This is a genomic window from Pseudomonas sp. NFACC51, assembly GCF_900103575.1.
In the GTDB taxonomy this organism is placed as follows: Bacteria; Pseudomonadota; Gammaproteobacteria; order Pseudomonadales; family Pseudomonadaceae; genus Aquipseudomonas; species Aquipseudomonas fluorescens_Q.
In genome coordinates this window covers 242,193-268,401 of sequence record NZ_FMXH01000009.1, presented here as the reverse complement: position 1 = coordinate 268,401, position 26,209 = coordinate 242,193, and the positions used below count along the sequence as shown (strand labels likewise).

General features: G+C 61.6%; 26 protein-coding genes. 8 read left to right on the top strand and 18 right to left on the bottom strand.

From position 1 onward, the window contains the following. Nucleotides 1-176 precede the first annotated feature (176 nt). The 4 genes from BLT00_RS19665 to BLT00_RS31920 form a co-directional block, all read right to left on the bottom strand. A complete protein-coding gene (locus BLT00_RS19665) occupies nucleotides 177-452 on the bottom strand; it encodes an HU family DNA-binding protein (protein WP_063323541.1) in 276 nt (91 codons plus the stop codon). A 191-nt stretch (nucleotides 453-643) separates the two neighbouring features. Continuing rightward, nucleotides 644-1,792 (bottom strand): NAD(P)/FAD-dependent oxidoreductase, encoded by a 1,149-nt coding sequence (locus tag BLT00_RS19660; protein WP_092150703.1) that lies wholly within the window; start codon nucleotides 1,790-1,792, stop codon nucleotides 644-646. A gap of 42 nt (nucleotides 1,793-1,834) precedes the next feature. Further along, on the bottom strand, nucleotides 1,835-2,002 hold the full coding sequence (locus BLT00_RS19655; protein WP_003177199.1) for a rubredoxin: 168 nt from the start codon (nucleotides 2,000-2,002) through the stop codon (nucleotides 1,835-1,837). After that, the gene (locus BLT00_RS31920; RefSeq protein WP_158265817.1) at nucleotides 1,999-2,154 is read right to left on the bottom strand and encodes a hypothetical protein; all 156 of its coding nucleotides are present in this window, start codon (nucleotides 2,152-2,154) and stop codon (nucleotides 1,999-2,001) included. Before BLT00_RS31920 ends, BLT00_RS19655 begins: the two co-directional genes overlap by 4 nt. A 40-nt stretch (nucleotides 2,155-2,194) precedes the next feature. On the opposite strand from BLT00_RS31920, the gene BLT00_RS19650 reads away from it, so the two are divergent. Together BLT00_RS19650 and ubiA are read left to right on the top strand one after the other, a co-directional pair. Continuing rightward, nucleotides 2,195-2,758, top strand: a complete 564-nt coding sequence (locus BLT00_RS19650) for a chorismate--pyruvate lyase family protein (protein WP_092150700.1) — start codon at nucleotides 2,195-2,197, stop codon at nucleotides 2,756-2,758. Next, nucleotides 2,758-3,648 (top strand): 4-hydroxybenzoate octaprenyltransferase, encoded by an 891-nt coding sequence (gene ubiA, locus BLT00_RS19645; RefSeq protein WP_092150673.1) that lies wholly within the window; start codon nucleotides 2,758-2,760, stop codon nucleotides 3,646-3,648. The genes BLT00_RS19650 and ubiA overlap by 1 nt, the downstream gene beginning before the upstream one ends. A 161-nt stretch (nucleotides 3,649-3,809) precedes the next feature. Here ubiA and BLT00_RS19640 read toward each other — a convergent pair whose 3' ends face one another. Then, nucleotides 3,810-4,199: a COG4315 family predicted lipoprotein gene (locus BLT00_RS19640; RefSeq protein ID WP_092150670.1), complete on the bottom strand. Its 390-nt coding sequence runs from the start codon at nucleotides 4,197-4,199 to the stop codon at nucleotides 3,810-3,812. 152 nt (nucleotides 4,200-4,351) lie between these two features. Between BLT00_RS19640 and phoB the strand changes: the two genes are divergently transcribed. The 3 genes from phoB (at nucleotide 4,352) to BLT00_RS19625 (ending at nucleotide 7,862) form a co-directional block, all read left to right on the top strand. Beyond that, nucleotides 4,352-5,041 carry a phosphate regulon transcriptional regulator PhoB gene (gene phoB, locus BLT00_RS19635; RefSeq protein WP_003177195.1) on the top strand — a complete coding sequence of 230 codons (690 nt, stop codon included), beginning with the start codon at nucleotides 4,352-4,354 and terminating at the stop codon, nucleotides 5,039-5,041. A gap of 80 nt (nucleotides 5,042-5,121) precedes the next feature. Then, on the top strand, nucleotides 5,122-6,408 hold the full coding sequence (gene phoR, locus BLT00_RS19630; protein ID WP_256572162.1) for a phosphate regulon sensor histidine kinase PhoR: 1,287 nt from the start codon (nucleotides 5,122-5,124) through the stop codon (nucleotides 6,406-6,408). Nucleotides 6,409-6,521: 113 nt separating this feature from the next. Then, complete coding sequence (locus BLT00_RS19625; protein WP_092150664.1) at nucleotides 6,522-7,862, top strand: hemolysin family protein; 1,341 nt, start codon at nucleotides 6,522-6,524, stop codon at nucleotides 7,860-7,862. 148 nt (nucleotides 7,863-8,010) lie between these two features. Here BLT00_RS19625 and BLT00_RS19620 read toward each other — a convergent pair whose 3' ends face one another. The 8 genes from BLT00_RS19620 to BLT00_RS19585 form a co-directional block, all read right to left on the bottom strand. Beyond that, nucleotides 8,011-8,907, bottom strand: a complete 897-nt coding sequence (locus BLT00_RS19620) for a peptidoglycan DD-metalloendopeptidase family protein (protein ID WP_003196393.1) — start codon at nucleotides 8,905-8,907, stop codon at nucleotides 8,011-8,013. Nucleotides 8,908-9,134: 227 nt separating this feature from the next. Continuing rightward, nucleotides 9,135-10,061, bottom strand: a complete 927-nt coding sequence (locus BLT00_RS19615) for a response regulator (protein ID WP_092150661.1) — start codon at nucleotides 10,059-10,061, stop codon at nucleotides 9,135-9,137. A gap of 167 nt (nucleotides 10,062-10,228) precedes the next feature. Beyond that, nucleotides 10,229-10,990 carry a phosphate signaling complex protein PhoU gene (phoU, locus tag BLT00_RS19610; protein ID WP_018609970.1) on the bottom strand — a complete coding sequence of 254 codons (762 nt, stop codon included), beginning with the start codon at nucleotides 10,988-10,990 and terminating at the stop codon, nucleotides 10,229-10,231. Between the two features lie 97 nt (nucleotides 10,991-11,087). Next, nucleotides 11,088-11,921 carry a phosphate ABC transporter ATP-binding protein PstB gene (gene pstB, locus BLT00_RS19605; protein ID WP_063323547.1) on the bottom strand — a complete coding sequence of 278 codons (834 nt, stop codon included), beginning with the start codon at nucleotides 11,919-11,921 and terminating at the stop codon, nucleotides 11,088-11,090. Nucleotides 11,922-12,014: 93 nt separating this feature from the next. Continuing rightward, nucleotides 12,015-13,685, bottom strand: coding sequence for a phosphate ABC transporter permease PstA (pstA, locus tag BLT00_RS19600; protein ID WP_092150658.1), 1,671 nt, complete (start codon nucleotides 13,683-13,685; stop codon nucleotides 12,015-12,017). A gap of 15 nt (nucleotides 13,686-13,700) precedes the next feature. After that, entirely contained in the window at nucleotides 13,701-15,734 is a 2,034-nt protein-coding gene (locus BLT00_RS19595; protein ID WP_170862108.1) for an ABC transporter permease subunit, read from the bottom strand. A 405-nt stretch (nucleotides 15,735-16,139) separates the two neighbouring features. Further along, nucleotides 16,140-17,138, bottom strand: a complete 999-nt coding sequence (locus tag BLT00_RS19590; RefSeq protein WP_063323550.1) for a phosphate ABC transporter substrate-binding protein PstS family protein — start codon at nucleotides 17,136-17,138, stop codon at nucleotides 16,140-16,142. A 269-nt stretch (nucleotides 17,139-17,407) separates the two neighbouring features. Next, on the bottom strand, nucleotides 17,408-18,706 hold the full coding sequence (locus tag BLT00_RS19585) for an MFS transporter (RefSeq protein WP_092150652.1): 1,299 nt from the start codon (nucleotides 18,704-18,706) through the stop codon (nucleotides 17,408-17,410). 378 nt (nucleotides 18,707-19,084) lie between these two features. Between BLT00_RS19585 and BLT00_RS19580 the strand changes: the two genes are divergently transcribed. After that, nucleotides 19,085-19,489 carry an acyl-CoA thioesterase gene (locus BLT00_RS19580; RefSeq protein WP_003177184.1) on the top strand — a complete coding sequence of 135 codons (405 nt, stop codon included), beginning with the start codon at nucleotides 19,085-19,087 and terminating at the stop codon, nucleotides 19,487-19,489. 58 nt (nucleotides 19,490-19,547) lie between these two features. Next, nucleotides 19,548-20,447, top strand: a complete 900-nt coding sequence (locus BLT00_RS19575) for a D-hexose-6-phosphate mutarotase (protein WP_092150649.1) — start codon at nucleotides 19,548-19,550, stop codon at nucleotides 20,445-20,447. 72 nt (nucleotides 20,448-20,519) lie between these two features. Here BLT00_RS19575 and BLT00_RS19570 read toward each other — a convergent pair whose 3' ends face one another. From BLT00_RS19570 to BLT00_RS19550, 5 genes are all read right to left on the bottom strand, one after another. Beyond that, nucleotides 20,520-21,056: a DUF3299 domain-containing protein gene (locus BLT00_RS19570; protein WP_063323553.1), complete on the bottom strand. Its 537-nt coding sequence runs from the start codon at nucleotides 21,054-21,056 to the stop codon at nucleotides 20,520-20,522. Between the two features lie 89 nt (nucleotides 21,057-21,145). Further along, nucleotides 21,146-21,391 carry a GlsB/YeaQ/YmgE family stress response membrane protein gene (locus tag BLT00_RS19565; protein ID WP_003196372.1) on the bottom strand — a complete coding sequence of 82 codons (246 nt, stop codon included), beginning with the start codon at nucleotides 21,389-21,391 and terminating at the stop codon, nucleotides 21,146-21,148. Between the two features lie 102 nt (nucleotides 21,392-21,493). After that, on the bottom strand, nucleotides 21,494-22,579 hold the full coding sequence (locus BLT00_RS19560; protein WP_063323554.1) for a 5-(carboxyamino)imidazole ribonucleotide synthase: 1,086 nt from the start codon (nucleotides 22,577-22,579) through the stop codon (nucleotides 21,494-21,496). Nucleotides 22,580-22,591: 12 nt separating this feature from the next. Further along, nucleotides 22,592-23,083 carry a 5-(carboxyamino)imidazole ribonucleotide mutase gene (purE, locus tag BLT00_RS19555; protein ID WP_003196369.1) on the bottom strand — a complete coding sequence of 164 codons (492 nt, stop codon included), beginning with the start codon at nucleotides 23,081-23,083 and terminating at the stop codon, nucleotides 22,592-22,594. Nucleotides 23,084-23,609: 526 nt separating this feature from the next. Further along, on the bottom strand, nucleotides 23,610-24,527 hold the full coding sequence (locus tag BLT00_RS19550; RefSeq protein ID WP_072347566.1) for a LysR substrate-binding domain-containing protein: 918 nt from the start codon (nucleotides 24,525-24,527) through the stop codon (nucleotides 23,610-23,612). 179 nt (nucleotides 24,528-24,706) lie between these two features. On the opposite strand from BLT00_RS19550, the gene aspA reads away from it, so the two are divergent. Then, a complete protein-coding gene (aspA, locus tag BLT00_RS19545; RefSeq protein ID WP_003196363.1) occupies nucleotides 24,707-26,131 on the top strand; it encodes an aspartate ammonia-lyase in 1,425 nt (474 codons plus the stop codon). The last annotated feature ends 78 nt before the right edge of the window (nucleotides 26,132-26,209 follow it).

Below are 26,209 nucleotides of genomic sequence, written 5' to 3'. Positions count from 1 at the left end.
GAGGGAGCTTGCTCCCGCTGGGTCGCGAAGCGGCCCTAAAAGCGACGACTGCTTCGCAGCCGAGCGGGAGCAAGCTCCCTCGCCACCCCCCCCAGCACAAAAAAGGGCATACCGATTCATCGGTATGCCCTTTTGATTGCCACTTTCTTCCCCCCTGGCTGAGGTACTTGCAGCAATTACGGGTTGACGCTTTCTTTCAGGAACTTGCCTGGTTTAAAGGCAACGGTGTTGCTGGCCTTGATCTTCACCGGCTCACCGGTCTGTGGGTTTTTGCCAGTGCGGGCGCCGCGGTGGCGTTGCAGGAAAGTGCCGAAGCCCACCAGGGTGACGCTATCCTTGCGGTGCAGGGCGCCGGTGATTTCCTCGAGGACGGCGTTGAGGACGCGGTTGGCTTGTTCTTTGGTGAGGTCTGCTTTTTCCGCGATGGCGGCGGCGAGTTCTGGTTTACGCATGAATGAAGCCCCTTTGACGGTTTTTTTGTTGTTATGTCCGTGCCGTTCTCTTTGGAACGGCCCCTAAGGCGCCGCAGGCTCTACTCTGCGGCAGACGGGAGTGAGGATGGCACGGTGCCGAAAACGGCGCCAGTGGCCGGGCGACCTTTGTGGGACCAAAAGTAGGGTTTTTGCGACAGAACGACCAGTATTTACGCCAGCAGGGGTGGAAGTTTCTTGTTCAGTGCCAGTTTCTCCATCACCGCCGTGCCTGTCAGGGCGTACCCCAACAGATTGCCTTGAGCGTCGCGGCATAACACCTTGATGTCCGCGCCCTGCCCTTCGACACTCCACACGCCCTCGCTACCTCGCGGTGGTGGCGACACCACCAGTGGGCACACCGGGGTTTTCACGGTAATCGGCATGGCGCCGTAGCTGACGGCCGTCGGGTTGCCGGCCAGGGTCTGGGCCAGGGCCCGGGCGCAGCTCATCAGCGGCATGACATATAGCAGGTTCAAGCCATCGACCTCGGCGCAGTCACCCAGAGCGTAGATGTTAGCGTGGGAGGTCTTGAGGTGACGGTCGACCACCACGCCGCGATTGACCACCAGGCCGGCAGCGGCGGCCAGGTCGATGCGGGGACGCAAGCCGATGGCCGAGACCACCAGGTCACAGGCAATCACCTGGCCGTCGGACAAGTGGGCTTCCAACCCATCGGCGACCCGTTGCAGGCGATTGAGTACCGGCCCCAGGTGGAAGCGCGCGCCGAGGCTTTCCAGCCCGGCCTGTACAGCCGCAGCGGCGGCCGGGTGCAGCAGGGTCGGCATGACTTGCTCGCACGGCGCCACCAATTGCACTTCATAGCCACCCAGGATCAGGTCGTTGGCGAACTCGCAGCCAATCAGCCCGGCGCCGAGCAGCAGCACGCGACGTTTGCCAGTCGCCGCTGCGCGAAAGCGTGCGTAGTCTTCCAGGTCGTTGATGGGGAAGATCAGGTCCGCGGCATCGCCCTGCACCGGCACGCGCACGGTTTCGGCGCCCCAGGCCAGGATCAGGTCGCGGTAGCTCACCGCTTCTTCGCCGATCCACAGCCGTTTGTGGCCCGGGTCGATGCCGCTGATGCGGGTATGGGTGCGCACTTCGGCCTTCAGTTGCTCGGCCATGGTCCCGGGCTCGGCCATGCTCAGGCCGTCGGCGTCTTTGTTTTTGCCAAAGCCCGTGGAAAGCATGGGCTTGGAGTACGAGCGACCGTCATCGGCGCTGATCAGCAGCAATGGGGTTTCGCTGTCGAGTTTGCGAAATTCCCGGGCCAGGTTGTAACCGGCCAGCCCCGTACCGACGATGACGACAGGTGCGCTCATGCTGCTCTCCATGTGATGCTTTCCATGCCAGTTGAGAAACGATCAGTTGATTTCGATCATTTCGAAATCCATCTTGCCGACGCCGCAGTCCGGGCACAGCCAGTCTGCCGGTACGTCTTCCCAACGGGTGCCAGGTGCGATGCCATCATCCGGCCAACCGTCGGCTTCGTTGTAGATCAGGCCGCAGACGATACATTGCCACTTTTTCATTCAGGTACTTCCTCAGGTGTCAGGCGTTTGCCGGTATAGGGTCGCTCGAGGCTGTTTTCCGGCTCAGGGCGTTTTGTACTGATCGGTCGTCGCAGATGCAAGCACGATCGGCAGTGCAGCAGGCCGGAGCCGTCAAAATCGGCGACCGTCATGGTAAGCTCGCGGCCTCATTTGTTGCCTATCAAGACCCTCGTGCCGCATACAAATTCGATATTTCCAACACTCCAATGGCTGCCCCAACCCCTGCTGTCGCCCCGGCCCGATGCGGGTGTCCTCGACTGGCTGTTCGACGAAGGCTCCCTGACCCGGCGCCTGACGCGCCTGTCGGACGGCCATTTCAGCGTGACGCCGTTGTTCGAAGGCTGGCAGCCGTTGCGCGCCGACGAATGCGCCGCCCTGGACCTGGCCGAGGGTAGCGAAGGCTGGGTACGCGAGGTGTATCTGCGCGGCCATGACCAGCCGTGGGTGTTCGCCCGCAGTGTGGCGGCGCGCAGCGCCTTGCAGGGTGACGGCTTGCAGATGGACGAACTGGGCAGCCGTTCCCTGGGGGAGTTGCTATTTTGTGACCAGGCGTTCCAGCGCCGAGCCATCGAAGTTTGCCATTACCCCGACGCCGGGTTGCCCGAAGAAGTGCGCGCCAGCGGGCTGTGGGGTCGCCGCTCACGTTTCGACCGCGGTGCATTGAGCGTGCTGGTGGCGGAAATTTTCCTGCCGCGCCTGTGGACCGTCGCCCGTGCCTATTCGGAGAATTGCTGATGTACGTGCAACTGCTCAAATCCTTGAACCGCCTGAACCCGCGGGCCTGGGACTTCGTGCAACTGACCCGCATGGACAAGCCCATTGGCATCTACCTGCTGCTGTGGCCGACGTTGTGGGCGCTATGGATTGCCGGTGAAGGCTCACCGTCCATCGCCAACCTGGTGATTTTCGTCCTCGGCGTGGTGCTGACCCGCGCCGGCGGCTGTGTGATCAATGACTGGGCCGACCGCAAGGTGGACGGTCACGTCAAGCGCACCGAGCAGCGCCCGCTGGTGAGCGGCAAGATCAGTTCGAAAGAGGCGCTGGTGTTCTTCGCCGTGCTGATGAGCGTGAGTTTCCTGCTGGTGCTGTGCACCAACGCCCCGACTATCCTGCTCTCACTCGGTGGCTTGGCGCTGGCGTTCAGTTACCCGTTCATGAAGCGCTATACCTACTACCCGCAAGTGGTGCTGGGCGCGGCGTTCTCCTGGGGCATGCCGATGGCGTTCACCGCCGAAACCGGTCATCTGCCGGCCGCCGCCTGGTTGCTGTACATCGCCAACCTGCTGTGGACGGTGGGCTACGACACCTATTACGCAATGACCGACCGGGACGATGACTTGCGAATCGGGGTGAAGTCCACGGCGATCCTGTTTGGCGATGCCGACCGGGTGATCATCCTGACGTTGCAAGGCCTGGCACTGGGCTGCCTGTTGCTGGCCGGGTCGAAGTTCCAACTGGGCGGCTGGTTCCACCTGGGGCTGGTGGCCGCTGCCGCGTGCTTCGCCTGGGAGTTCTGGTACACCCGTGGCAGGGACCGGATGCGCTGCTTCCAGGCGTTTTTGCACAACCATTGGGCCGGGTTGGCGATTTTCGTGGGGATTGTGCTGGATTATGCGTTGCGCTGAGGCCTATGACCCAGCGGTGAACCTTGGGTCATGAAAGCCTTTGTGGCGAGGGAGCTTGCTCCCGCTCGGTTGCGCAGCAACCGCAAAATCTTGGGGCCGCTACGCAGCCCAGCGGGAGCAAGCTCCCTCGCCACAAGAGCATCCGCTCGGCGCCGTGCCCGTCAGTGGGGCTTGGCGACCTTCCAGGCGCCGTCCATCAAGCCGTCACCGGTCATGTCACCGGCCTTTGTATCCTTCACAAAGGTGTACAGCGGCTTGCCATCGTAGGCCCACTGCTTCTTTCGGTCATCGCGGGTGATCACGGTCCATTTGCCCATGGACTTGTCGCTTTCTTCGGCCATGAGCGGCGGCCAGTTGGCGGCGCACTTGTCGTTGCACATCGACTTGCCGCCCGAGTCTTTGGCAAACGTATACAACGTCATGTTTTGGTGGTCCGTCAGTATGCCCTTCTCTTTATCGACCATCGCCGGCTCAGCCGCGAATGCCCATGTCGGCAGCGCCAGGGCAGCCGTTACCGCCAGTGCCCGGATGGATTGGGTAAGGTAAGTCATGGAAACCTTCTTGTGTGGTTGTCAGGATTCGGACTGAAAAGCGTAGCCCAGGATCCCTTTCACTGCCCGCCCACGAAATAACTGTCACACGACTGCAATAATTCCGTTATCTAATGCGGCGCAAGACAGTTAAATGACAAGAGGATTACCCCATGGTTGGCAGGAGCATTCTGATCGTCGACGACGAGGCGCCCATCCGCGAGATGATCGCCGTTGCGTTGGAGATGGCCGGCTATGACTGCATGGAAGCAGAAAACTCTCAACAGGCCCACGCCATCATCGTCGACCGCAAGCCCGACCTGATTCTGTTGGACTGGATGCTGCCCGGCACTTCGGGCATCGAACTGGCGCGACGCCTCAAGCGCGACGAGCTGACCGGTGATATTCCGATCATCATGCTCACCGCCAAGGGCGAAGAGGACAACAAGATCCAGGGCCTGGAAGTCGGCGCCGACGACTACATCACCAAGCCGTTTTCCCCACGGGAGCTGGTGGCGCGCCTGAAGGCCGTGCTGCGTCGCGCTGGCCCCACCGACGGCGAAGCACCGATCGAGGTCGGCGGCCTGCTGCTGGACCCCATCAGTCACCGCGTGACCATCGACGGCAAGCCCGCCGAGATGGGCCCCACGGAATACCGCCTGCTGCAATTCTTCATGACCCACCAGGAGCGTGCCTACACCCGTGGCCAACTGCTGGACCAGGTCTGGGGCGGTAACGTCTACGTGGAAGAGCGCACCGTGGATGTGCACATCCGACGCCTGCGCAAGGCCCTCGGCGACGCCTACGAAAATCTGGTACAAACCGTGCGCGGCACCGGTTATCGTTTTTCTACCAAGGCCTGATCCGAGCCCTTACCGCCCGACAAGCTGACAAGGACGCGCGTCACGTGAATCAAAACTGGCATGGCACCCTGATTCGCCACATGTTGTTGCTGGTGACCGGCTGTCTGGTGATCGGCTTGGTCAGCGGCTACTACGGCTGGAGCCTGGCCGCGGGCCTGGGGCTTTACCTGGCCTGGACCCTCAAGCAATTGTTGCGCCTGCATGAATGGCTACGCCTGCACCAACCCGACGAAGCCCCGCCCGACGGCTATGGCCTGTGGGGTGAGGTGTTCGACAGCATTTACCACCTGCAACGGCGCGACCAGCGCGTGCGCGGGCGCCTGCAAGCGGTGATCGACCGTGTCCAGGAGTCCACTGCGGCACTCAAAGACGCCGTGATCATGCTCGACAGCGATGGCAACCTGGAATGGTGGAACCGCGCCGCCGAAACCCTGTTGGGCCTCAAGACGCCACAGGACAGCGGCCAGCCGGTGACCAACCTGGTACGTCATCCGCGCTTCAAGGAATATTTCGAGCAGGCCAATTACGCCGAGCCCCTGGAGATTCCTTCGCCCACCAATGATCGGCTACGTATCCAGCTGTACATCACGCGCTATGGCAACAATGAGCATTTGATGCTGGTACGCGACGTCACGCGCATCCATCAGTTGGAACAGATGCGCAAGGACTTCATCGCCAACGTCTCCCACGAACTGCGCACGCCATTGACGGTGATCTGTGGTTATCTGGAAACCCTGCTCGACAACGTCGAGGAAGTGAACCCGCGCTGGAGCCGGGCCTTGCAGCAGATGCACCAGCAAAGCGGGCGCATGCAGACCCTGCTCAACGACTTGTTGCTGCTGGCTAAGCTGGAAGCCACCGATTACCCGTCGGACAACCAGCCAGTGCCCATCGACGATTTGCTGCAAACCATTGTCGAAGACGCGCAGGAACTGTCCGGCTCCAAGCAGCAGACCATCACCCTGGAAGCCGATGCGGCCGTGCAGCTCAAAGGCAGCGAGGCGGAACTGCGCAGTGCGTTTTCCAACCTGGTGTTCAACGCGGTCAAATACACGCCGGAGCAAGGCCGGATCCATGTGCGCTGGTGGGGCGATGAGCAAGGCGCGCACCTGAGCGTGCGTGATTCGGGCATTGGCATCGACAGCAAACACCTGCCGCGCCTGACCGAACGTTTCTACCGTGTCGACTCCAGCCGCAACTCCAATACCGGCGGCACCGGGCTGGGCCTGGCCATTGTCAAACACGTCCTGCTGCGCCATCGCGCCCGCATGGAAATCAGCAGCGTACCCGGCCATGGCAGCACCTTTACCTGCCATTTCGCTCCGACCCAGGTGGTTCGCGCACGCCTCGCCCGCCCCGCTGATTGAGCACGCCCCCTAGGCAATCGCCAAGTCAGCCGCTACATTGACTGACTTGTGCCTGCCTTTTCAGGCGCTCATTTTCAATTCCTACGACTATACGGAACCCGCAAAACTCCATCATGGACCCTTCCCCTGGCTTGTCCCTCGTCACACTTTTCGCCGAATTCGGCATGATTCTTTTTGCTCTGATCCTGGTTTTGCTCAACGGTTTTTTCGTTGCGGCCGAATTCGCCATGGTCAAGCTGCGCTCGACCCGGGTCGAAGCCATTGCCGAGCAGAACGGCTGGCGCGGGCACATCCTGCGCACCGTTCATAGCCAGCTCGACGCTTACCTGTCGGCGTGCCAGTTGGGTATCACCCTGGCCTCCCTGGGCCTGGGCTGGGTCGGTGAGCCGGCGTTCGCCCATATCCTCGAGCCGTTGCTGGGCGCGGTCGGCGTAGAGTCGCCGGAAGTGATCAAGGGCGTGTCGTTCTTCACCGCGTTCTTCATCATTTCGTACCTGCACATCGTGGTCGGTGAACTGGCGCCCAAATCCTGGGCCATTCGCAAACCCGAGCTGCTGTCGCTGTGGACCGCCGTGCCGCTGTACCTGTTCTACTGGGCGATGTACCCGGCGATCTACCTGCTCAACGCCAGCGCCAACGCCATCTTGCGCATCGCCGGCCAAGGTGAGCCCGGCCCGCATCACGAGCACCATTACAGCCGCGAAGAACTGAAACTGATCCTGCACTCCAGCCGTGGCCAGGACCCGAGCGACCAGGGCATGCGCGTGCTGGCCTCGGCCGTGGAAATGGGCGAGCTGGAAGTGGTGGACTGGGCCAACTCCCGGGAAGACCTGGTGACGCTGGAATTCAACGCGCCGCTCAAGGAAATCCTGGCGATGTTCCGGCGCCACAAGTTCAGCCGTTATCCGGTGTATGACAGCGAGCGCCAGGAGTTCGTCGGCCTGCTGCACATCAAGGACCTGCTGCTGGAACTGGCGGCCCTGGATCACATTCCCGAGTCGTTCAACCTGGCCGAACTGACCCGGCCGCTGGAGCGGGTGTCGCGGCACATGCCGCTATCGCAATTGCTGGAGCAGTTCCGCAAGGGCGGTTCGCACTTCGCCTTGGTCGAGGAAGCCGACGGCAACATCATCGGTTACCTGACCATGGAAGACGTGCTGGAAGTGTTGGTGGGTGACATCCAGGACGAACACCGCAAAGCCGAACGCGGCATCCTGGCCTACCAGCCGGGCAAGCTGCTGGTACGGGGTGATACGCCGCTGTTCAAGGTCGAGCGCCTGCTGGGGATCGACCTGGACCACATCGAAGCCGAAACCTTGGCTGGGTTGGTCTATGAAACCCTCAAGCGCGTGCCGGAAGAGGAAGAAGTGCTGGAAGTCGAAGGCCTGCGGATCATCATCAAGAAGATGAAAGGACCCAAGATCATCCTGGCGAAGGTGTTGATGCTCGATTGAGTATCGACCGGCCCCCAAGCCTCTAACACGATCCCTGTGGCGAGGGAGCTTGCTCCCGCTGGGCAGCGAAGCGGCCCCAAAAGCGACGACTGCTTCGCAGCCGAGCGGGAGCAAGCTCCCTCGCCACAGGGGATCGGCGTGACCTGGATTATTGCTTGCCCAACGCAAAGTTGGGCAGGTCGCCCACCGGTTGATTGAACTGGTAGGGAATCGACACCAGCCCCAGGCCGGTATTGCGCTGCACCACGAAATGCAGGTGCGGGCCTGAGCTGTTGCCGGTATTGCCCGACAACGCCAACGGCGTGCCCACCCCGACCCGCTGCCCTTCCCGTACGCTCACCGAACCTTTCTGCAAGTGCAGGTAGACGCCCATGGTCCCGTCATCGTGCAGCACCCGCACGAAGTTGCCCGAAGGATCGTCCCCGCGGCCGGTCTGCTCGTTTTCGGTCTTGATGACCACGCCGCCCCGCGCCGCGATGATCGGCGTGCCCACGGGCATGGCAATGTCCATGGCGTAGCGGTTCTTCGGGCCGTAATGGCTGTACTGGCCGTTGGCACCCTGGCTCAGCCGGAACGGCCCGCCACGCCACGGTAACGGGTACTGATAAGCCTGTGCCGCGCCGGCGGGGTCGCCCAGGGAATATTCGAACCTTGGGGTGTAGACCAGCGGCCTCCCGGGCTGAGTGGCCGTGAGCAGCGCCAGGCGCAGGTTGCTGCGCGCCGGCAGCACCCGACGAATCGGCCTGCTCGGTGCCCCGCTGACGTTGCGCAGCCCGGCGAAACTCAACTCGATCTCCACCGGCGCATACAAATCGTTGCGCACGAACACCGCGTCCGCGCCATTCTGCTTCTTGATATCCAGGAACACCTGTCGCTCCAGGCGCTCGACCATGCGGTCGCGGAACACGAACACCTGGGCGCCCTTGCTGGGGCGGTCGCTATAGGACACCACGCCATTGGCATCGGTGGATTTGTAGATCGTCATGGCCACGGCCGAGGTGGAGGCCAGGACAAGACCACAGGCAAACAGCAGGGGAGCGAGCATGGGTAAAGTTCTGTCGAAAAATGAAGGCCTGCACAGCAGCCTAGCAGCTGGGATGGACCAGCGTAGTCGACGGATGTTTCAAAATTGGATCAGCGATCGGTGTTGGTGATCGTTCCTACGCTCTGCGTGGCAATGCAGCCCGGGACGCTCCGCGTCCCCTCAAGCGCCGAACGCAGAGCGTCCGTAGAGGCATCCCACGCGGAGCATGGGAACGATCTGCGGCTGTATCAGGCGCCCGGTACGAAGTGCTTCTGCGCGGTGCCGCGGGCGATCAGGCGGGAGATGTAGTCGAGTTTCTGCGGGTCTTTGTCGACGAAGCGGAACGTCAACTGCAGCCATTCGCTATCGGGCGTCTGTTCATGGGCGACAATGGCGTGCAGGTAGCCGTTGAGACGAGCGGTTTCAGCGTTGTCGCCCTGCTCCATGTCCAGCACCGCACCTTCGAGGACTTGCGGCAGGGAGTCGGAGCGCTTGACCACCAGCAGCGCTTCCTTGAGGCTCAGGGCCTTGATCACGCATTGCTGGGTACCGCTGGACAGGCGCAACTGGCCTTGGCCGCGGTTGGCCGACGAAGCGGTGGCGGCTACCGGCGCCTTGACCGGTGGGCTGTTTAGCAAGCCACGCGCCGGAGCGGCTGCAGCAGGGGCGGCGGGGGCGGGGGCCGAAGCCACAGCGGCAACCGGAGCCTTGCCGCCCGTCAGGGCGCTTAAGGAGTCATTGCCGAACGCCGAGTTCATCTTGGTCGGGGCACTGTTCATCAGCGTGTCGAGCTTGCCGACCTTATGCAGGGCCTGCTTGACCTTGGTCAGTAGCTGCTCGTTGGTGAACGGCTTGCTGACGTAGCCGGAAACGCCGGCCTGGATGGCTTGGACCACGTTTTCCTTGTCGCCGCGGCTGGTGACCATCACGAACGGCATGCCCTTAAGGTTGTCCTGCTGGCGACACCAGGTCAGCAGTTCCAGCCCGGACATTTCCGGCATTTCCCAATCGCACAACACCAGGTCGAACGCTTCGCGAGCCAGCAGGGCTTGGGCTTTCTTGCCGTTCACCGCATCTTCGATGCGCACGCCCGGGAAGTAGTTGCGCAGGCACTTCTTCACCAGGTCACGAATGAACGAAGCATCGTCCACGACCAACACACTGACCTTACTCATCCAGATACACCTCTAAAAAATCCCGGCAAGCATACCGCTTTTACTGATGGCACATCGCCAAAAACCTTCAGTCACGCCGGGACTTTTCGTTCGCGGGGTGCTGCTTTCGATTAAAAAAAACCCAAAAAAAAGCCCGACCAGAAGGCCGGGCACTTTTCCTGGCAATCTTACTTATCGTCAGTTTCGCCCGGAACATTAGCAGTTTCGGACGGGGTGCCCTCAACTTCTTCCTTCATGCGCTTGAGCCCCAGATGCCGGACATCGGTGCCGCGCACCAGGTAGATGACAAGTTCCGAGATGTTGCGCGCATGATCGCCGATGCGCTCCAGAGAACGCAGCACCCAGATGATGCTCAATACCCGGGAGATGGAGCGCGGGTCTTCCATCATGTAAGTCGCCAGCTCCCGCAGGGCGGTCTTGTATTCGCGGTCGATGATCTTGTCGTACTGGGCCACCGACAACGCCAGGTCGGCGTCGAAGCGGGCAAAGGCGTCCAGTGCATCGCGGACCATGTTGCGCACTTGGTCGCCAATATGGCGCACCTCGACGTAACCGCGCGGCGCTTCGCCTTCTTCGCACAACTGGATGGCTCGACGGGCGATCTTGGTGGCTTCGTCGCCGATCCGCTCCAGGTCGATCACCGACTTGGAAATGCTGATGATCAAGCGCAGGTCGGAAGCGGCCGGCTGACGACGGGCCAGGATGCGCAGGCACTCCTCGTCGATGTTGCGCTCCATCTGGTTGATCTGGTCGTCGATCTCGCGCACCTGCTGGGCCAGGCCCGAATCGGCCTCGATCAGCGCGGTCACCGCGTCGTTGACCTGCTTTTCCACCAGCCCGCCCATGGCCAGCAGGTGACTGCGCACTTCCTCCAGCTCGGCGTTGAACTGTGCGGAAATATGGTGAGTAAGGCCTTCCTTCGAAATCATCTTGTTCGCTCCGCGAAAGTTGCAAGCTTCAAGCTGCAAGCTTCAAGCAGTTAAATGTTGAGTCCTGTTATCGCATGCGGCCATGCAGCGACCTCGACTAGCCATAACGACCGGTAATGTAGTCCTCGGTCTGCTTCTTGGCCGGATTGGTGAACAGCGTATCGGTGTCGCCGAACTCCACCAGTTTGCCCATGTACATGAACGCGGTGTAATCGGAAACCCGCGCCGCCTGTTGCATGTTGTGGGTCACGATGACGATGGTGAACTTGGACTTGAGCTCGTAGATCAGCTCTTCGACTTTCAGCGTCGAGATCGGGTCCAGGGCCGAGCAGGGTTCGTCGAGCAGCAGCACTTCCGGCTCCACGGCGATGGTGCGGGCGATCACCAGGCGCTGCTGTTGACCGCCGGACAGGCCCAGGGCCGACTCATGCAGGCGGTCCTTGACCTCATCCCACAACGCCGCGCCCTTGAGGGCCCATTCCACGGCTTCGTCGAGGATGCGCTTCTTGTTGATGCCTTGGATGCGCAAGCCGTAGACCACGTTCTCGTAAATGGTTTTCGGGAACGGGTTGGGCTTCTGGAACACCATGCCCACGCGACGACGCAGCTCGGCCACATCTTCGCCCTTGCGATAGATGTTGTTGCCGTAGAGGTTGATTTCCCCTTCGACGCGGCAGCCGTCCACCAGGTCGTTCATGCGATTGAACGTGCGCAGCAAGGTTGACTTGCCGCAGCCCGATGGACCGATGAACGCGGTGACGCGCTGTTTCGGGATGTTCAGGCTGACGTCGTACAGTGCCTGCTTCTGGCCGTAGAACAGGTTCAGGCCGGGCACTTCGATGGCGACGGTTTCTTCGGCCAGGTTCAGGCTCTGCTTGTCGCGGCCCAGGGCCGACATGTTGATGCCGTGTGTATGTGCTTCGTGTTGCATGGTCTCACTCCGTTCGTAGCTGCAAGCTTCTAGCTGCAAGCTGCAAGTTTGAGCAAAAGCGGCCTGTAGCTTGCCGCTTGTGGCTAATGACTTTTAGCTATCCAACGCTTTGTATTTCTCGCGCAGGTGGTTACGGATCCACACTGCCGACAGGTTGAGCGTGGCGATCACCAGCACCAGCAGCAGCGCCGTGGCGTACACCAGCGGTCGCGCCGCTTCGACGTTCGGGCTCTGGAAGCCCACGTCATAGATATGGAAGCCCAGGTGCATGATCTTCTGGTCCAGGTGCAGATACGGGTAGTTGCCGTCCAGCGGCAGCGACGGGGCCAGTTTCACCACGCCTACCAGCATCAACGGTGCCACTTCACCGGCAGCACGGGCCACGGCGAGGATCATCCCGGTCATCATCGCCGGGCTCGCCATGGGCAGGACAATTTTCCACAGGGTCTCGGCCTTGGTCGCACCAAGGGCCAGGGAGCCTTCGCGCACGGTACGCGGGATCCGCGCCAGGCCTTCCTCGGTGGCCACGATCACCACCGGCACCGCCAGCAGCGCCAGGGTCAGGGACGCCCAGAGCAGGCCCGGGGTGCCGAAGGTCGGCGCCGGCAAGGCCTCGGGGAAGAACAAGCGGTCGACCGAACCACCCAGCACGTAGACGAAGAAGCCCAGGCCAAACACACCGTAGACGATGGCCGGAACGCCGGCCAGGTTGTTCACCGCGATGCGGATCAGGCGGGTCATCGGGCCTTGACGGGCGTATTCACGCAGGTAGACCGCCGCCAGCACGCCGAACGGCGTCACGATCATCGCCATGATCAGGGTCATCATCACAGTGCCGAAAATCGCCGGGAAGATGCCACCTTCGGTGTTGGCTTCACGCGGGTCGTCGCTGAGGAATTCCCAGACTTTGCTGACGTAGAAACCCATCTTGGTGAACGTGCCCATGCCGTTTGGCTGGTAGGCGTGCACCACTTTGCCGATTTCGATTTCCACTTCCTTGCCGTTGGCATCGCGGGCGGTCAGGCTGTCGCGATTGAACTGTGCATGCAGGTCGGCCAGGCGCGCTTCGATGTCCTTGTAGCGGGCATTGAGTTCGGCGCGCTCGCTTTCCAGGTCGGCTTGGGCGGCGGCGTCGAGCTTACCGTCCAGCTCCAGTTTGCGACCGTGCAGGCGAATACGCTCCAGGCCAGCGTTGATTGCACCGATGTCGACTTTTTCCAGGGTCTTGAGCTCGGCGGCCAACTGGTTGACCCGCTGTACGCGAGCCTGCAGTTGCGGCCACGCGGCCTCGCCTTCGGCGATGACCTTGCCGTCTTCCTTGACGTTGACCAGGTAGCCGTAGAAGTTGCCCCACTCACGGCGCTCGATCGCCATCAGCTCCGGCGGCGTGCTCTGGTTGGTCAGCCACTCGCCGACGATCCAGGTGAAATCAGTGCCGTTCAGGTCCCGGTTACCCACCTTGATCAGTTCGCGGGTCATGAACTCCGGGCCTTCGTCCGGCACCGGCAGGCCGGCACTTTTCAGGCGCTCGCGCGGCACTTCTTCTTTCTGCACGACTTCGCCGACCACCAGGTGCGCAGGCATGCCCGGCACGTTGTAGTTGGCATGGACCAGGTCCGCCGGCCAGAAGTGGCCCAGGCCGCGCACGGCGATCACCGCCAGCAGGCCAATGGTCATGATGACCGCGATGGACACCGCGCCACCGCTGATCCAGACGCCGGGGGCGCCGCTCTTGAACCATCCTTTCAGGGAGTTCTGTTTCACAGACTTCTACCTTTCTTAAAGCGACGAATATTTCTTGCGCAGACGCTGACGGATCAGCTCGGCGAGGGTGTTCATGACGAAGGTGAACAACAGCAGCACCAGGGCCGACAGGAACAGCACGCGGTAATGGCTGCCGCCGACTTCCGACTCGGGCATCTCCACCGCCACGTTGGCCGCCAGGGTGCGCAAGCCTTCGAACAGGTTCATTTCCATGACCGGCGTGTTACCGGTGGCCATCAACACGATCATGGTCTCGCCCACCGCACGGCCCATGCCGATCATCAGCGCCGAGAAGATACCGGGGCTGGCGGTGAGGATGACCACGCGGGTCATGGTCTGCCACGGCGTGGCACCGAGGGCCAGGGAGCCCAGGGTCAGGCCGCGCGGCACGCTGAACACGGCGTCTTCGGCGATGGAGTAGATGTTCGGGATCACCGCGAAGCCCATCGCCAGACCGACCACCAGAGCGTTGCGCTGGTCGTAGGTGATGCCCAGGTCATGGGAGATCCACATGCGCATGTCGCCGCCGAAGAACCAGGCCTCCATGTACGGACTCATGTACAGCGAGAGCCAGCCCACGAACAGGATCACCGGGATCAACAGGGCGCTTTCCCAGCCGTCCGGCACTCTCAGGCGAATGGATTCCGGCAGCCGGCTGAAGACGAAACCGGCGACCAGGATGCCAATTGGCAGCAACATCAGCAGGCTGAAAATACCCGGCAGGTGCCCTTCGACGTACGGCGCCAGGAACAGGCCGGCGAAGAACCCGAGGATCACCGTCGGCATCGCTTCCATCAGCTCGATCACCGGCTTGACCTTGCGGCGCATGCCCGGGGCCATGAAGTAGGCGGTGTAGATCGCGGCGGCAATGGCCAGCGGCGCAGCCAGCAACATCGCGTAGAACGCCGCTTTCAGGGTGCCGAAGGTCAGCGGCGAAAGGCTCATCTTGGGTTCGAAGTCGGTGTTGGCGGCGGTCGATTGCCAGACGTACTTGGGTTCGTCGTAGTTTTCATACCAGACCTTGCTCCACAACGCGCTCCACGACACTTCCGGGTGCGGATTGTCCAGCGTCAACGGTTGCAGCTTGCCGCCCTGTTCAACGATCAGGCGGTTGGCCCGTGGCGACATGCCGAACAGGCCCTGGCCGTCGACCACCTGGTCCACCAGCAGAGTACGGTGGGCGGTGCTGTGGAACACGCCAAGCTTGCCGGCGGCGTCGAGCGCAACAAAGCCTTTGCGACGTTCTTCGGCGCTGATCTCGACGATGGGCGTACTGCCCATCTGGAAGGTACGAATCTGTTTGAAGCGCAACTCGCCGTCCGGATCGCGGGCCATGAACCACTGGGCCAGGCCGCCCTTGGAGTCGCCGATGATCAGCGAGATCCCGCCCACCAGCTGGGTGGCGGCGGTGACTTGGGCGTCGGCGTTCTCGAGCAGCTTGTAGCGGCCATTGAGGCTCTTGTCCCGCAGGCTGAACACGTCGGCCTGGGCACGTCCGTTAACCACATACAGCCATTGCTGACGCGGGTCGACGAAGATGTTCTTCACCGGCTCGGTCATCTGCGGCAGGTCGATGCGGGTCTGCTCGCTGGTGACCTCACCGGTCATCATGTTTTCTTCGCTGGTGAGCGACAGCACTTGCAGTTGGGCACCGCTGGAACCGGCCAGCAGCAGGGTCGAGTCGGTGGCGTTGAGGCTGACATGTTCCAGGGCCGCGCCCTGTTCGTTCAATGCAATCGGCGTCTCGCCGTAAGGGTATTCGACGGCAGGCGAGATGGTTTTCTTGCCGTCCGGGTAGCTGACCTTATAGGTGTGACGAAATACCAGGGCTTGGCCGTTGGACAGACCGATTGCCACCAGCGGGCTGCCGGGCTGGTCTTCGCCAATGGCGGTCACGCTGGCGCCGGCCGGAATCGGCAGGTCGATGCGGCGCAGTTCGGCGCCACTGCTGATGTCGAAGAACAGCGCCTGGCCCTTGTCGGAAACCCGCATGGCGACTTGGTTCTGTTCTTCGATGGAGATCATCAAGGGTTTGCCGGCGTCTTGCATCCAGGCCGGGGTGATCGTGTCCTTGGCGGTCAGGTCCGCGCCCTGGAACAGGGGCAGCACCACGTAGGCCAGGAAGAAGAAGATCAACGTAATGGCAGCAAGGACAGCGAGGCCACCGACCAGCACGTACCAGCGGGTCAGGCGATCCTTGAGCGCGCGAATACGGCGCTTGCGTTGCAGCTCAGGCGTATTGAAGTCAATGCGCTTGGGAGGGGAAGTCGTAGTCATTGTGGAGTTGGCCAGATCATTCATGCGCACACCCTAGCGATCCTGTATGACAGAAAGATGACAATGCAGTGACGCAACAAATCCGCCGCCGGCAGAAAGCGGCAGCGGACAGGAATTTGGGTTGTGGGAGCAACCTTCACTCCCACGGGAGTCCGGGCGTTGGCCCGGGCTCAGGTATTACTTCTTGGCGACGCTGCCGCCTTCCGACAGACCCAGGTCAGCCAGTGCCTTGGCGGCCACTTTGGCTGGCAACGGGATGTAGCCGTCCTTGACCACGACTTCCTGGCCTTGCTTGGACAGGATCAGCTTCACGAACTCGGCTTCCAGCGGGGCCAGAGGCTTGTTCGGTGCCTTGTTGACGTAAACGTAGAGGAAGCGCGACAGCGGGTACTTGCCGTTCAGGGCGTTTTCTTCGGTGTCTTCGATGAACTCGCCGCCTTCTTTCTTGGCCAGGGCAACGGTTTTCACGCTGGCGGTCTTGTAGCCGATACCCGAGTAGCCAACGCCGTTGAGCGAGCTGCTGATCGACTGTACAACCGAGGCCGAGCCAGGCTGTTCATTGACGTTGGACTTGTAGTCACCTTTGCACAGGGCTTCTTCTTTGAAGTAGCCGTAGGTGCCGGATACCGAGTTACGACCGAACAACTGGACTGGCTTGTTGGCCAGGTCACCGGTCACGCCCAGGTCGCCCCAGGTCTTGACGTCGGCCTTGGCGCCGCACAGACGAGTAGAGGAGAAAATCGCATCAACCTGAGCCATGGTCAGGCCTTTGATCGGGTTGTCCTTGTGTACGAATACCGCCAGGGCGTCCACGGCAACCGGGATGGCGGTAGGCTTGTAACCGTATTTGGTTTCGAAAGCCTGCAGCTCGTTGTCCTTCATCTTGCGGCTCATCGGGCCCAGGTTGGAGGTGCCTTCGGTGAGCGCGGGTGGCGCGGTGGAAGAACCGGCGGCCTGAATCTGGATGTTTACGTTCGGGTATTCCTTCTTGTAGTTCTCGGCCCACAAGGTCATCAGGTTGGCCAGGGTATCGGAGCCGACGCTGGACAGGTTGCCCGATACACCAGTGGTCTTGGTGTAGCTCGGGATCGCAGGATCAACAGCGGCAACCGCGTTGGCAGTCGCAACGCCAGCAGCGACAAAAGTCATTGCCGCCATCAAACGCTTCAGTTTCATGCCTTACTCCTAGCAGATAGGGTGTGTTAAGTCGGCCAAGTATCGGTAAGCCGTGTGAACACTCTATGGCTGAAATATGACAATTGGATGAAAGGCCAGTATCGAGTTTTACAAGATGTTGTGGCGAGGGGATTTATCCCCGTTGGGGTGCGAAGCGGCCCTCAAGCCAGCGCCTCGGTGCTTCAGGCTGATTGCATCCAGCCATGAGGGGCTGCTACGCAGCCCAACGGGGATAAATCCCCTCGCCACAGAAGCCTGTTCAGTGCCATCTAGCGCCCTTTCTTCCAAAGGTAGCCGCCTACCACGATCCCGATCCCACAGATGGCCGCCACGTAATACGCCGGCCCCATCGGGCTCTCTTTCAACAGCAGGGTCACGATCATCGGCGTCAATCCGCCGAAGATTGCATAGGCCAGGTTGTAGGAGAACGACAAGCCGCTGAAACGCACCACGGCCGGGAAAGCATTGACCATGACATAAGGCACCGCGCCGATGGTACCCACCAGCAAGCCACTCAAGGCATACAGCGGGAACAGCCATTCGGGGTGATCGAACAGGCAGTGGTAGAAGGTCCAGAATGTGATCAACAGCAAACCGCTACCGAAGACAAATACCCGACCGGCACCAAAACGATCGGCCAGCACACCCGCACCGATGCAACCGAAACTCAGGCACACGATCGCCAGGCTATTGGCCTGCAACGCGGTGGTCGGACTGAAGTGGTACACCGTCTGCAGCACGGTCGGTGTCATCAGGATCACCACAATGACGCCGGCCGACAATAGCCAGGTCAACAGCATGGAAATGGCGATGGCGCCGCGGTGATCACGCAGCACGGCCCGCAGCGGCACTTCCTCGGCCAGGGCCTTGCGCAGTTGCAGCTCGGCGAACACCGGGGTTTCGTGCAACCAGCGGCGCAGATACACCGAAAACAGCCCGAATACGCCACCCAGCAAGAACGGGATCCGCCAGGCGTAATCGGCCACTTCCACCGGTGTATAAAGGCTGTTGATCGCCGTGGCGACCAGCGAACCCAACAAAATCCCCGCCGTCAGGCCGCAGGTCAGCGTGCCGCAGGCATAGCCGATGTGGCGCACCGGAACGTGTTCGGAAACGAAGACCCAGGCGCCTGGCACTTCCCCGCCGATGGCCGCGCCCTGGATCACCCGCATCAGCAACAGCAGGATGGGCGCCCACATGCCGATCTGTGCATAAGTGGGCAGCAGGCCCATGATCAGGGTCGGCACGGCCATCATGAAAATGCTCAGGGTGAACATCTTCTTGCGCCCCAGCAGATCGCCAAAGTGGGCCATGACGATCCCGCCTAGCGGCCGGGCCAGGTAACCGGCGGCAAAAATGCCGAACGTCTGCATCAAGCGCAGCCACTCAGGCATTTCGGCAGGGAAGAACAATTTGCCGACCACGGTGGCAAAGAACACGAAAATGATGAAATCGTAGAACTCCAGCGCACCACCCAAGGCAGAAAGCGACAGGGTCTTGTAATCGTTGCGGGTCAATGGACGCGCGGGTTGTGCGGGCGTCGCCGTGCTCGAAGGCGCAGTGGTCATGGCAAGGGCTTCTCTTATAGTCGGTTCTGCAACCCTGGCAATACGGGTTGGGGGGCCTGGGCAGGTCCGGCACGATAGCAAATTGTTCGAAAAAGCACATAGAGGTGCGTATTTGATAGTCAAAATCAGAACCGAGTGGTCGTCTCGACGTCTATCGCCCGATATACTCGCAACCTTGCAGTACTCTGTAAGGGGTTGCTGTGCGAAAACGTCGTTGGTGGCGTAGTACCAGAACCAGCCGGTTTCGCAGAGTTTCCCTTTGGCACGCCTTTACGAAAAACGTGACGAACGCAGTATGTTCGGGCTGAATCGTTTTTTACAAAGACGGCTATTCACCTGAAGTACAAGACAGCGTTACGGGTCAGAGGCACCCCCTGCATGATAGAGCTCGAACAAGAAGATCCAATCCCGCAAGGCGACCTGGCCCTGCAAATCACCGCGCTCCCTCGCGAGACCAACGGCTTCGGCGATATTTTCGGCGGCTGGCTGGTGTCCCAGATGGACCTGGCCGGCACCGCCATGGCCAGCAAGGTAGCCGGCGGACGCGTGGCCACCGTGGCGATCGATCGCATGGCGTTCCTCGTACCGGTGGCAGTGGGGGCGCAGCTTTCCTTTTATACCCAGGCGCTGGAAATCGGCCGCAGCTCGATCCAGATGATGGTCGAGGTCTGGAGCGACGACCCGTTGTCCAGTGAATGGCGCAAGGTGACCGAGGCGGTGTTTGTCTTCGTCGCCATCGACGGCAGTGGTCGGACCCGTTCGGTTCCGCCGCGCGCCCGTTAAACACGGCGGCCGTTTTGCGGTCCATTGCAGTTCCTGTTCCCCGAGCGAGATTTGCAACATGCCTACGCCCAACGTCGAAGCCGTCAAACTGGATGAACTGAACGCCTGGCGCATCCGCCACGGTCAGGCCGAGTTGCTGGTGGCCCAACAAGGCGCGCATATCCTCAGCTATCAAGTGGACGGCCAGCCGCCGCTGATCTGGCTCAACGACGAGGCCACGTTCAAGGCCGGCAAGAGCATTCGCGCGGGCGTGCCGGTGTGCTGGCCGTGGTTCGGCAACCTGACGCGCAACCCCGACAGCGTACAGGCCATGCGCGTGACCAACGACCCGGCCACGGCCCACGGCCTGGTACGGGCGATGGATTGGGAATTGAAGGGCATCGAAGCCGAAGGCGAAAGCCTCAAGGTGGAATTCGTGCTGCCCTACCCCGAAAACGGCCTCTCGGGCTGGCCTCACCAGGTGGACCTGACGCTGACCATCGTGATGGACGAGCAACTGCACATCCGCCTCACCAGTCATAACCGTGGCAGCGAAACCGTCAGCCTCAGTCAGGCGCTGCACAGCTACTTCGCCGTGAGCGACGTGCGCAACGTGCAGGTCGAAGGGGTCGATGGCCTGAGCTACATCGAGACCCTGGACGACTGGAAAACCGTCACCCAGGCCGGCAACCTGCACTTTGCTGGCGAGACCGACCGCATCTATCTCGATACCCCACCAAAGCTGAGCATCATCGACCCGCAGTGGGAACGCCGGATCGAGCTGGCCAGCAGCGGTTCGCGCTCGGCGGTGATCTGGAACCCCTGGACCGAACGCGCCAAGGCCTTCAGCGACATGGCCGACGACGGCTGGCAGCACATGCTATGCATCGAGACGGCGAATGTGATGGACGATGTGGTGACGCTGTTGCCCGACGCCAGCCATACCCTTGGCGTGAGCATCTGCGGCAAGCCGCTCTAAACCACACCACAAAAACCAATGTGGGAGCTTGCTCGCTCCCACATTGGATCCTGGGTCGCGCCAACCAGCCGGTTACAAATCCGCCTCCTGCACCACCCTCACCTTCTCCGCATCCAGCGCATACGCCGCGCTGGCCAGGTCGTTGTCGACCTTTTCGATCTTCAGCGTGCCGGTCACCCACAACGGCGTATAGATGTCATCCAGCTTCAGGCCCTTGGGGTAGCGCACCAGCACCAGTTGATTCGGCGGTGGTGGCGGGACGTGAATGCAAGCGCCGGGGTAAGGCACCAGGAAAAACAGCGTGCTACGGCCCTTGGCGTCGGTTTCCAATGGCACGGGGTAACCGCCGATACGAATGTGCTTGTCGTTCATCGACGCCACGGTCTTGGTCGAATACATCACCGCCGGCAAGCCTTTACTTTGCTTCAGGCCACCTTTTTCGGTGAAGGTGCCGCTGGCTTCGGGGGAGTCGTGGTCGATCTCGGGCATGGCCTCGAGGGCTTTCTGGTCCGACTTGGGCATCAGTTCGAGCCAGTCGGTTTCCGGCAGCTCGGCAGCATGGGCCAGGCCACTGCCCAGTAGAAGAAGGGTCAACACTAGACGGCGCATGAAAGGGCTCGGCAATGAGTGGAAAGTGAAACGCCGAGCATTCTAGCCCCCTCTGCGCGCCAGGCAGAGAGGGCTTTATCGCATTTGAATCAGTTTCTTTTGATCAGGCCGTAGATCACCAGCAGCACCACCGCGCCCACCAGGGCACCGATGAAGCCAGCGCCTTGGCCAGCCTGGTAGATGCCCAAGGCCTGGCCGCCGTAAGTGGCTGCCAACGAACCGCCAATACCGAGCAGAATGGTCATGATCCAGCCCATGCTGTCATCGCCCGGTTTCAGGAACCGCGCCAGCAGGCCAACGATCAAGCCGATAAAGATGGTTCCGATGATTCCCATGGCATTGCCCTCTGATTGGATAGCTATGCCAAAGCCCGATCAGGCTTTGGCACTTAGCCATGAGAGAGGTTAGCCGACGAATGGTTCCACCGATGGCGCGGATTATTGCTCGGCGATCAGCGTCTCGACCTTGATGATCTGCTGGGCCAGCGTCGCCCGGTCCGCGCAACGCAGGTTGGCGTGACCGACCTTGCGCCCGGCCTTGAATGCCTTGCCATAGTGATGCAAATGGCAGTCAGCGATCGACAGGACTTTCTCGCTGTCCGGCACTTTGCCGATGAAGTTGAGCATCGCGCTCTCACCGACCTTGGCGGTCGACCCCAGTGGCAGCCCGGCCACCGCCCGCAGGTGATTTTCGAACTGACTGCACTCGGCGCCTTCGGTGGTCCAGTGCCCGGAGTTGTGTACCCGAGGGGCGATTTCGTTGGCCTTGAGGCCGCCATCCACTTCAAAGAACTCGAATGCCATCACGCCGACATAATCGAGCTGCTTGAGCACCCGACTGGAATAGTCCTCGGCCAGGGCCTGCAACGGATGGTCGGTGCTGGCGACGGACAGCTTGAGGATGCCGTCCTTGTGAGTGTTGTGCACCAGCGGATAGAAACGGATCTCACCGTCACGGGCACGCACGGCGATCAGCGAGACTTCCCCGGTGAACGGCACGAAGCCTTCCAGCAGGCAGGCCACGCTGCCGAGTTCCGCGAACGTACCGACCACGTCTTCAGGCTTGCGCAGGACTTTCTGACCCTTGCCGTCGTAACCCAGGGTACGGGTCTTGAGCACGGCGGGCAGGCCGATGGCAGCGACGGCGGCGTCCAGGTCGGCCTGGGACTGAATGTCGGCAAAAGCCGGCGTGGGGATGCCCAGGTCCTTGAACATGTTCTTTTCGAACCAGCGGTCACGGGCGATCCGCAAGGCCTCGGCGCTCGGGTAGACCGGGACGAACTGGGACAGGAAGGCCACGGTCTCGGCCGGGACGCTTTCGAACTCGAAGGTCACCAGGTCGACTTCATCGGCCAGTTGGCGCAGGTGATCCTGGTCGCCGTAGTCGGCCCGCAGGTGCTCACCCAACGCGCTAGCACAGGCGTCCGGCGCCGGGTCCAGGAAAGCGAAGTTCATTCCCAGCGGCGTACCTGCCAGGGCCAACATGCGACCCAACTGGCCGCCACCGATTACACCGATCTTCATTCGTCAACAACCTCAGGCAATGCGTGGGTCTGGATTGTCCAGGACGCTGTCTGTCTGCTCAGCGCGGAATTTTTTCAGCACGGTATGAAATTGTGGATGCTTGGCGCCCAAAATGCTCGCCGACAGCAGGGCCGCGTTGATCGCACCAGCCTTGCCGATGGCCAGGGTCGCGACCGGGATGCCGGCTGGCATCTGCACGATCGACAGCAACGAATCGACGCCCGAAAGCATCGAAGACTGGACCGGCACGCCCAACACCGGCAGGTGGGTCTTGGCCGCACACATGCCTGGCAAATGGGCGGCGCCACCGGCACCGGCGATGATCACCTCGATGCCACGCGCCTCGGCCTCTTCGGCGTACTGGAACAGCAGGTCCGGGGTACGGTGGGCGGAGACCACTTTCACCTCGTAAGGGATGCCGAGCTTTTCCAGCATATCGGCGGTGTGGCTAAGGGTGGACCAATCGGACTTGGAGCCCATGATCACGCCAACCAGTGCACTCATCGTCGTGCCTCTTCTCTCTGGGCGCCCGCAGGCGCGTCAAAAAACAACAAGCCACGCAGGAAACCGGCGTGGCTTGTTGTACGAATTATGGCCGGGCGAACCGACCGAAGGCCGGGCAGTATACCGAAAATGGTGCGTTAAACGCACTTTCGCCGACCATCTGTCATTTGCGGTGAAGGGGCGGTTTTATTGACTCTCAGGTCAGCAGAGCAACGACACAAATCCCCTGTGGGAGCGAGCAAGCCCACAGTTTGTTTTGGGTGTTCTCAAGATTTGCATACGCCACAGATCCCTTGTGGCGAGGGAGCTTGCTCCTGCTGGCGTGCGAAGCAGGCCCCGGCGGTTCTTCAGGCCGACCGTATCAGCCGGTTTTGCGACTGCTGCGCAGCCGAGCGGGAGCAAGCTCCCTCGCCACAGGGTAGTTGTCTGGCTTGATTGCGCTGTTGGTTACGGTGGCAAGGGTGGGCCCAAGTGCTGTTGAGTTGAGGTAGCCTCAAGCCCGCACCACAGGGGATCCGCGTTGTCTTCAGGATCCGGCCACACCCTGCGCCACGCCACCTTCGAGCTTGCGCCACAACAACCGCACATTGGCCTTGCGCACCAGGGCGCAGCGGTACAGGCGGATCTCCAGCGGCACGTGCCATTGTGTCCCACCGCAGATCACCAGTTCGCCCCGGGCCAGTTCGGCGCGTACGCTCAGGTGCGGCACCCAGGCGATGCCCAGGCCTTCCAGGGCCATGCTTTTGAGGCTGTCGGCCATGGCCGTCTCGTAGATGGTGGTGAACCGCAACGCCCGCTGGCGCAACAACTGGTTGACCGAGCGCCCGAGGAAGGCCCCGGCGCTGTAGGCCAGCAGCGGCACGCTGGCCTCGCCTTCAAGGTCGAACAGCGGCTTGCCATCGGCACCGGCGGCGCACACCGGCAGCATCTCGGTCTGGCCCAGGTGCAGCGACGGGAAGATTTCCGGGTCCATTTGCATGGCCGAATCCGGATCGTAGAAGGCCAGCATCAGGTCGCAGCCCCCTTCACGCAAGGCATGGACGGCATCGCCGACGTTGGTCGCCACCAGCCGCGTGGCGATGTTCATCCCTTCGTTGCGCAGTTGGGCGATCCAACGCGGGAAGAAGCCCAGCGCCAGGGAGTGGGCGGCGGCCACTTGTATGACTTCGCCCTGCCCGCCCTCCAGGTGATGCAAATGGCGCAACACTTCACCCAGTTGCTCGACCACCGTACGCGCCGTCACCAGGAACAACTGCCCCGCCGCCGTCAGCTCGACGGGCGTGCGCGAACGGTTGACCAGGGTCAGCCCCAGCGCCGCCTCGAGGCTGCGGATTCGCCGGCTGAAGGCCGGTTGCGTCACGAAACGCCGCTCGGCCGCCTGGGAGAAACTGCGAGTAGCGGCCAGGGCACTGAAGTCCTCAAGCCATTTGCTTTCAAGATTCATCACGCCTCCCTTAAACGCACCAAAACAGGTCACACGTTCGTCGCACCGCCGACGTCACACCGACATTATGCCGAATATGCATAGGCCAGTGCTTAACAGCATTGGCCCTATTTTTTTCGAGAGCCTAGGATTCGCAGCGTTCCGGCTCAGACCGGGTCCTTATCGAGATGATTTCCATCATGTCCTCCGCTGCATCATTCCGCACAGAAAAAGACCTGCTTGGCGTACTCGAAGTACCAGCGCAAGCGTATTACGGCATCCAGACCCTGCGAGCGGTAAACAACTTCCGTCTCTCTGGCGTCCCGATCTCGCATTACCCTAAGCTGGTGGTCGGCCTGGCTATGGTCAAACAGGCCGCCGCTGACGCCAACCGCGAACTGGGCCAGCTCAGCGAAGCCAAGCACGCAGCCATCAGTGAAGCCTGTGCACGATTGATCCGCGGCGATTTCCACGAAGAATTCGTGGTGGACATGATCCAGGGCGGCGCCGGCACGTCGACCAACATGAATGCCAACGAAGTCATCGCCAACATCGCACTGGAGGCCATGGGCCACCAGAAAGGCGAGTACCAGTACCTGCACCCCAACAACGACGTGAACATGGCGCAGTCCACCAACGACGCCTACCCGACCGCGATCCGCCTGGGTCTGCTGCTGGGCCACGACGCGTTGCTGGCCAGCCTCGACAGCCTGATCCAGGCGTTCGCGGCCAAAGGTGAAGAATTCAGTCACGTCCTGAAAATGGGCCGCACCCAACTGCAAGACGCCGTGCCGATGACCCTCGGCCAGGAATTCCGCGCCTTCGCCACCACCCTGAGCGAAGACCTGGCACGCCTGAAAACCCTGGCGCCTGAACTGCTCACCGAAGTGAACCTGGGCGGCACCGCCATCGGCACCGGCATCAACGCCGACCCGCGCTACCAGGCCCTGGCCGTGCAGCGCCTGGCAACCATCAGCGGCCAGCCGCTGGTTCCGGCTGCCGACCTGATTGAAGCAACTTCCGACATGGGCGCCTTCGTGCTGTTCTCCGGCATGCTCAAGCGCACCGCGGTCAAGCTGTCGAAGATCTGCAACGACCTGCGCCTGCTGTCCAGCGGCCCGCGCACCGGCATCAACGAAATCAACCTGCCGGCCCGCCAGCCAGGCAGCTCGATCATGCCCGGCAAGGTCAACCCGGTGATCCCGGAAGCGGTCAACCAGGTGGCATTCCAGATCATCGGCAACGACCTGGCCCTGACCATCGCGGCCGAAGGCGGCCAACTGCAACTGAACGTGATGGAGCCGCTGATCGCCTTCAAGATCTTCGACTCGATCCGCCTGCTGCAACGGGCCATGGACATGCTGCGCGAGCACTGCATCGTCGGCATCACCGCCAACGAAGCGCGCTGCCGTGAACTGGTCGAGCATTCGATCGGCCTGGTCACCGCCCTGAACCCGTACATCGGCTATGAAAACGCCACCCGCATCGCCCGTGTTGCCCTGGAAAGTGGCCGCGGCGTGCTGGAACTGGTGCGCGAAGAAGGCTTGCTCGACGACGCCATGCTCGACGACATCCTGCGCCCGGAAAACATGATTGCTCCGCGTCTGGTCCCGCTCAAAGCGTGATCGACACGACCACCGCTCACCAGGTCGAGGGACTAGACACCTCTCACCTTTTGAGGGCTTGGGGATCTTCCCCAAGCC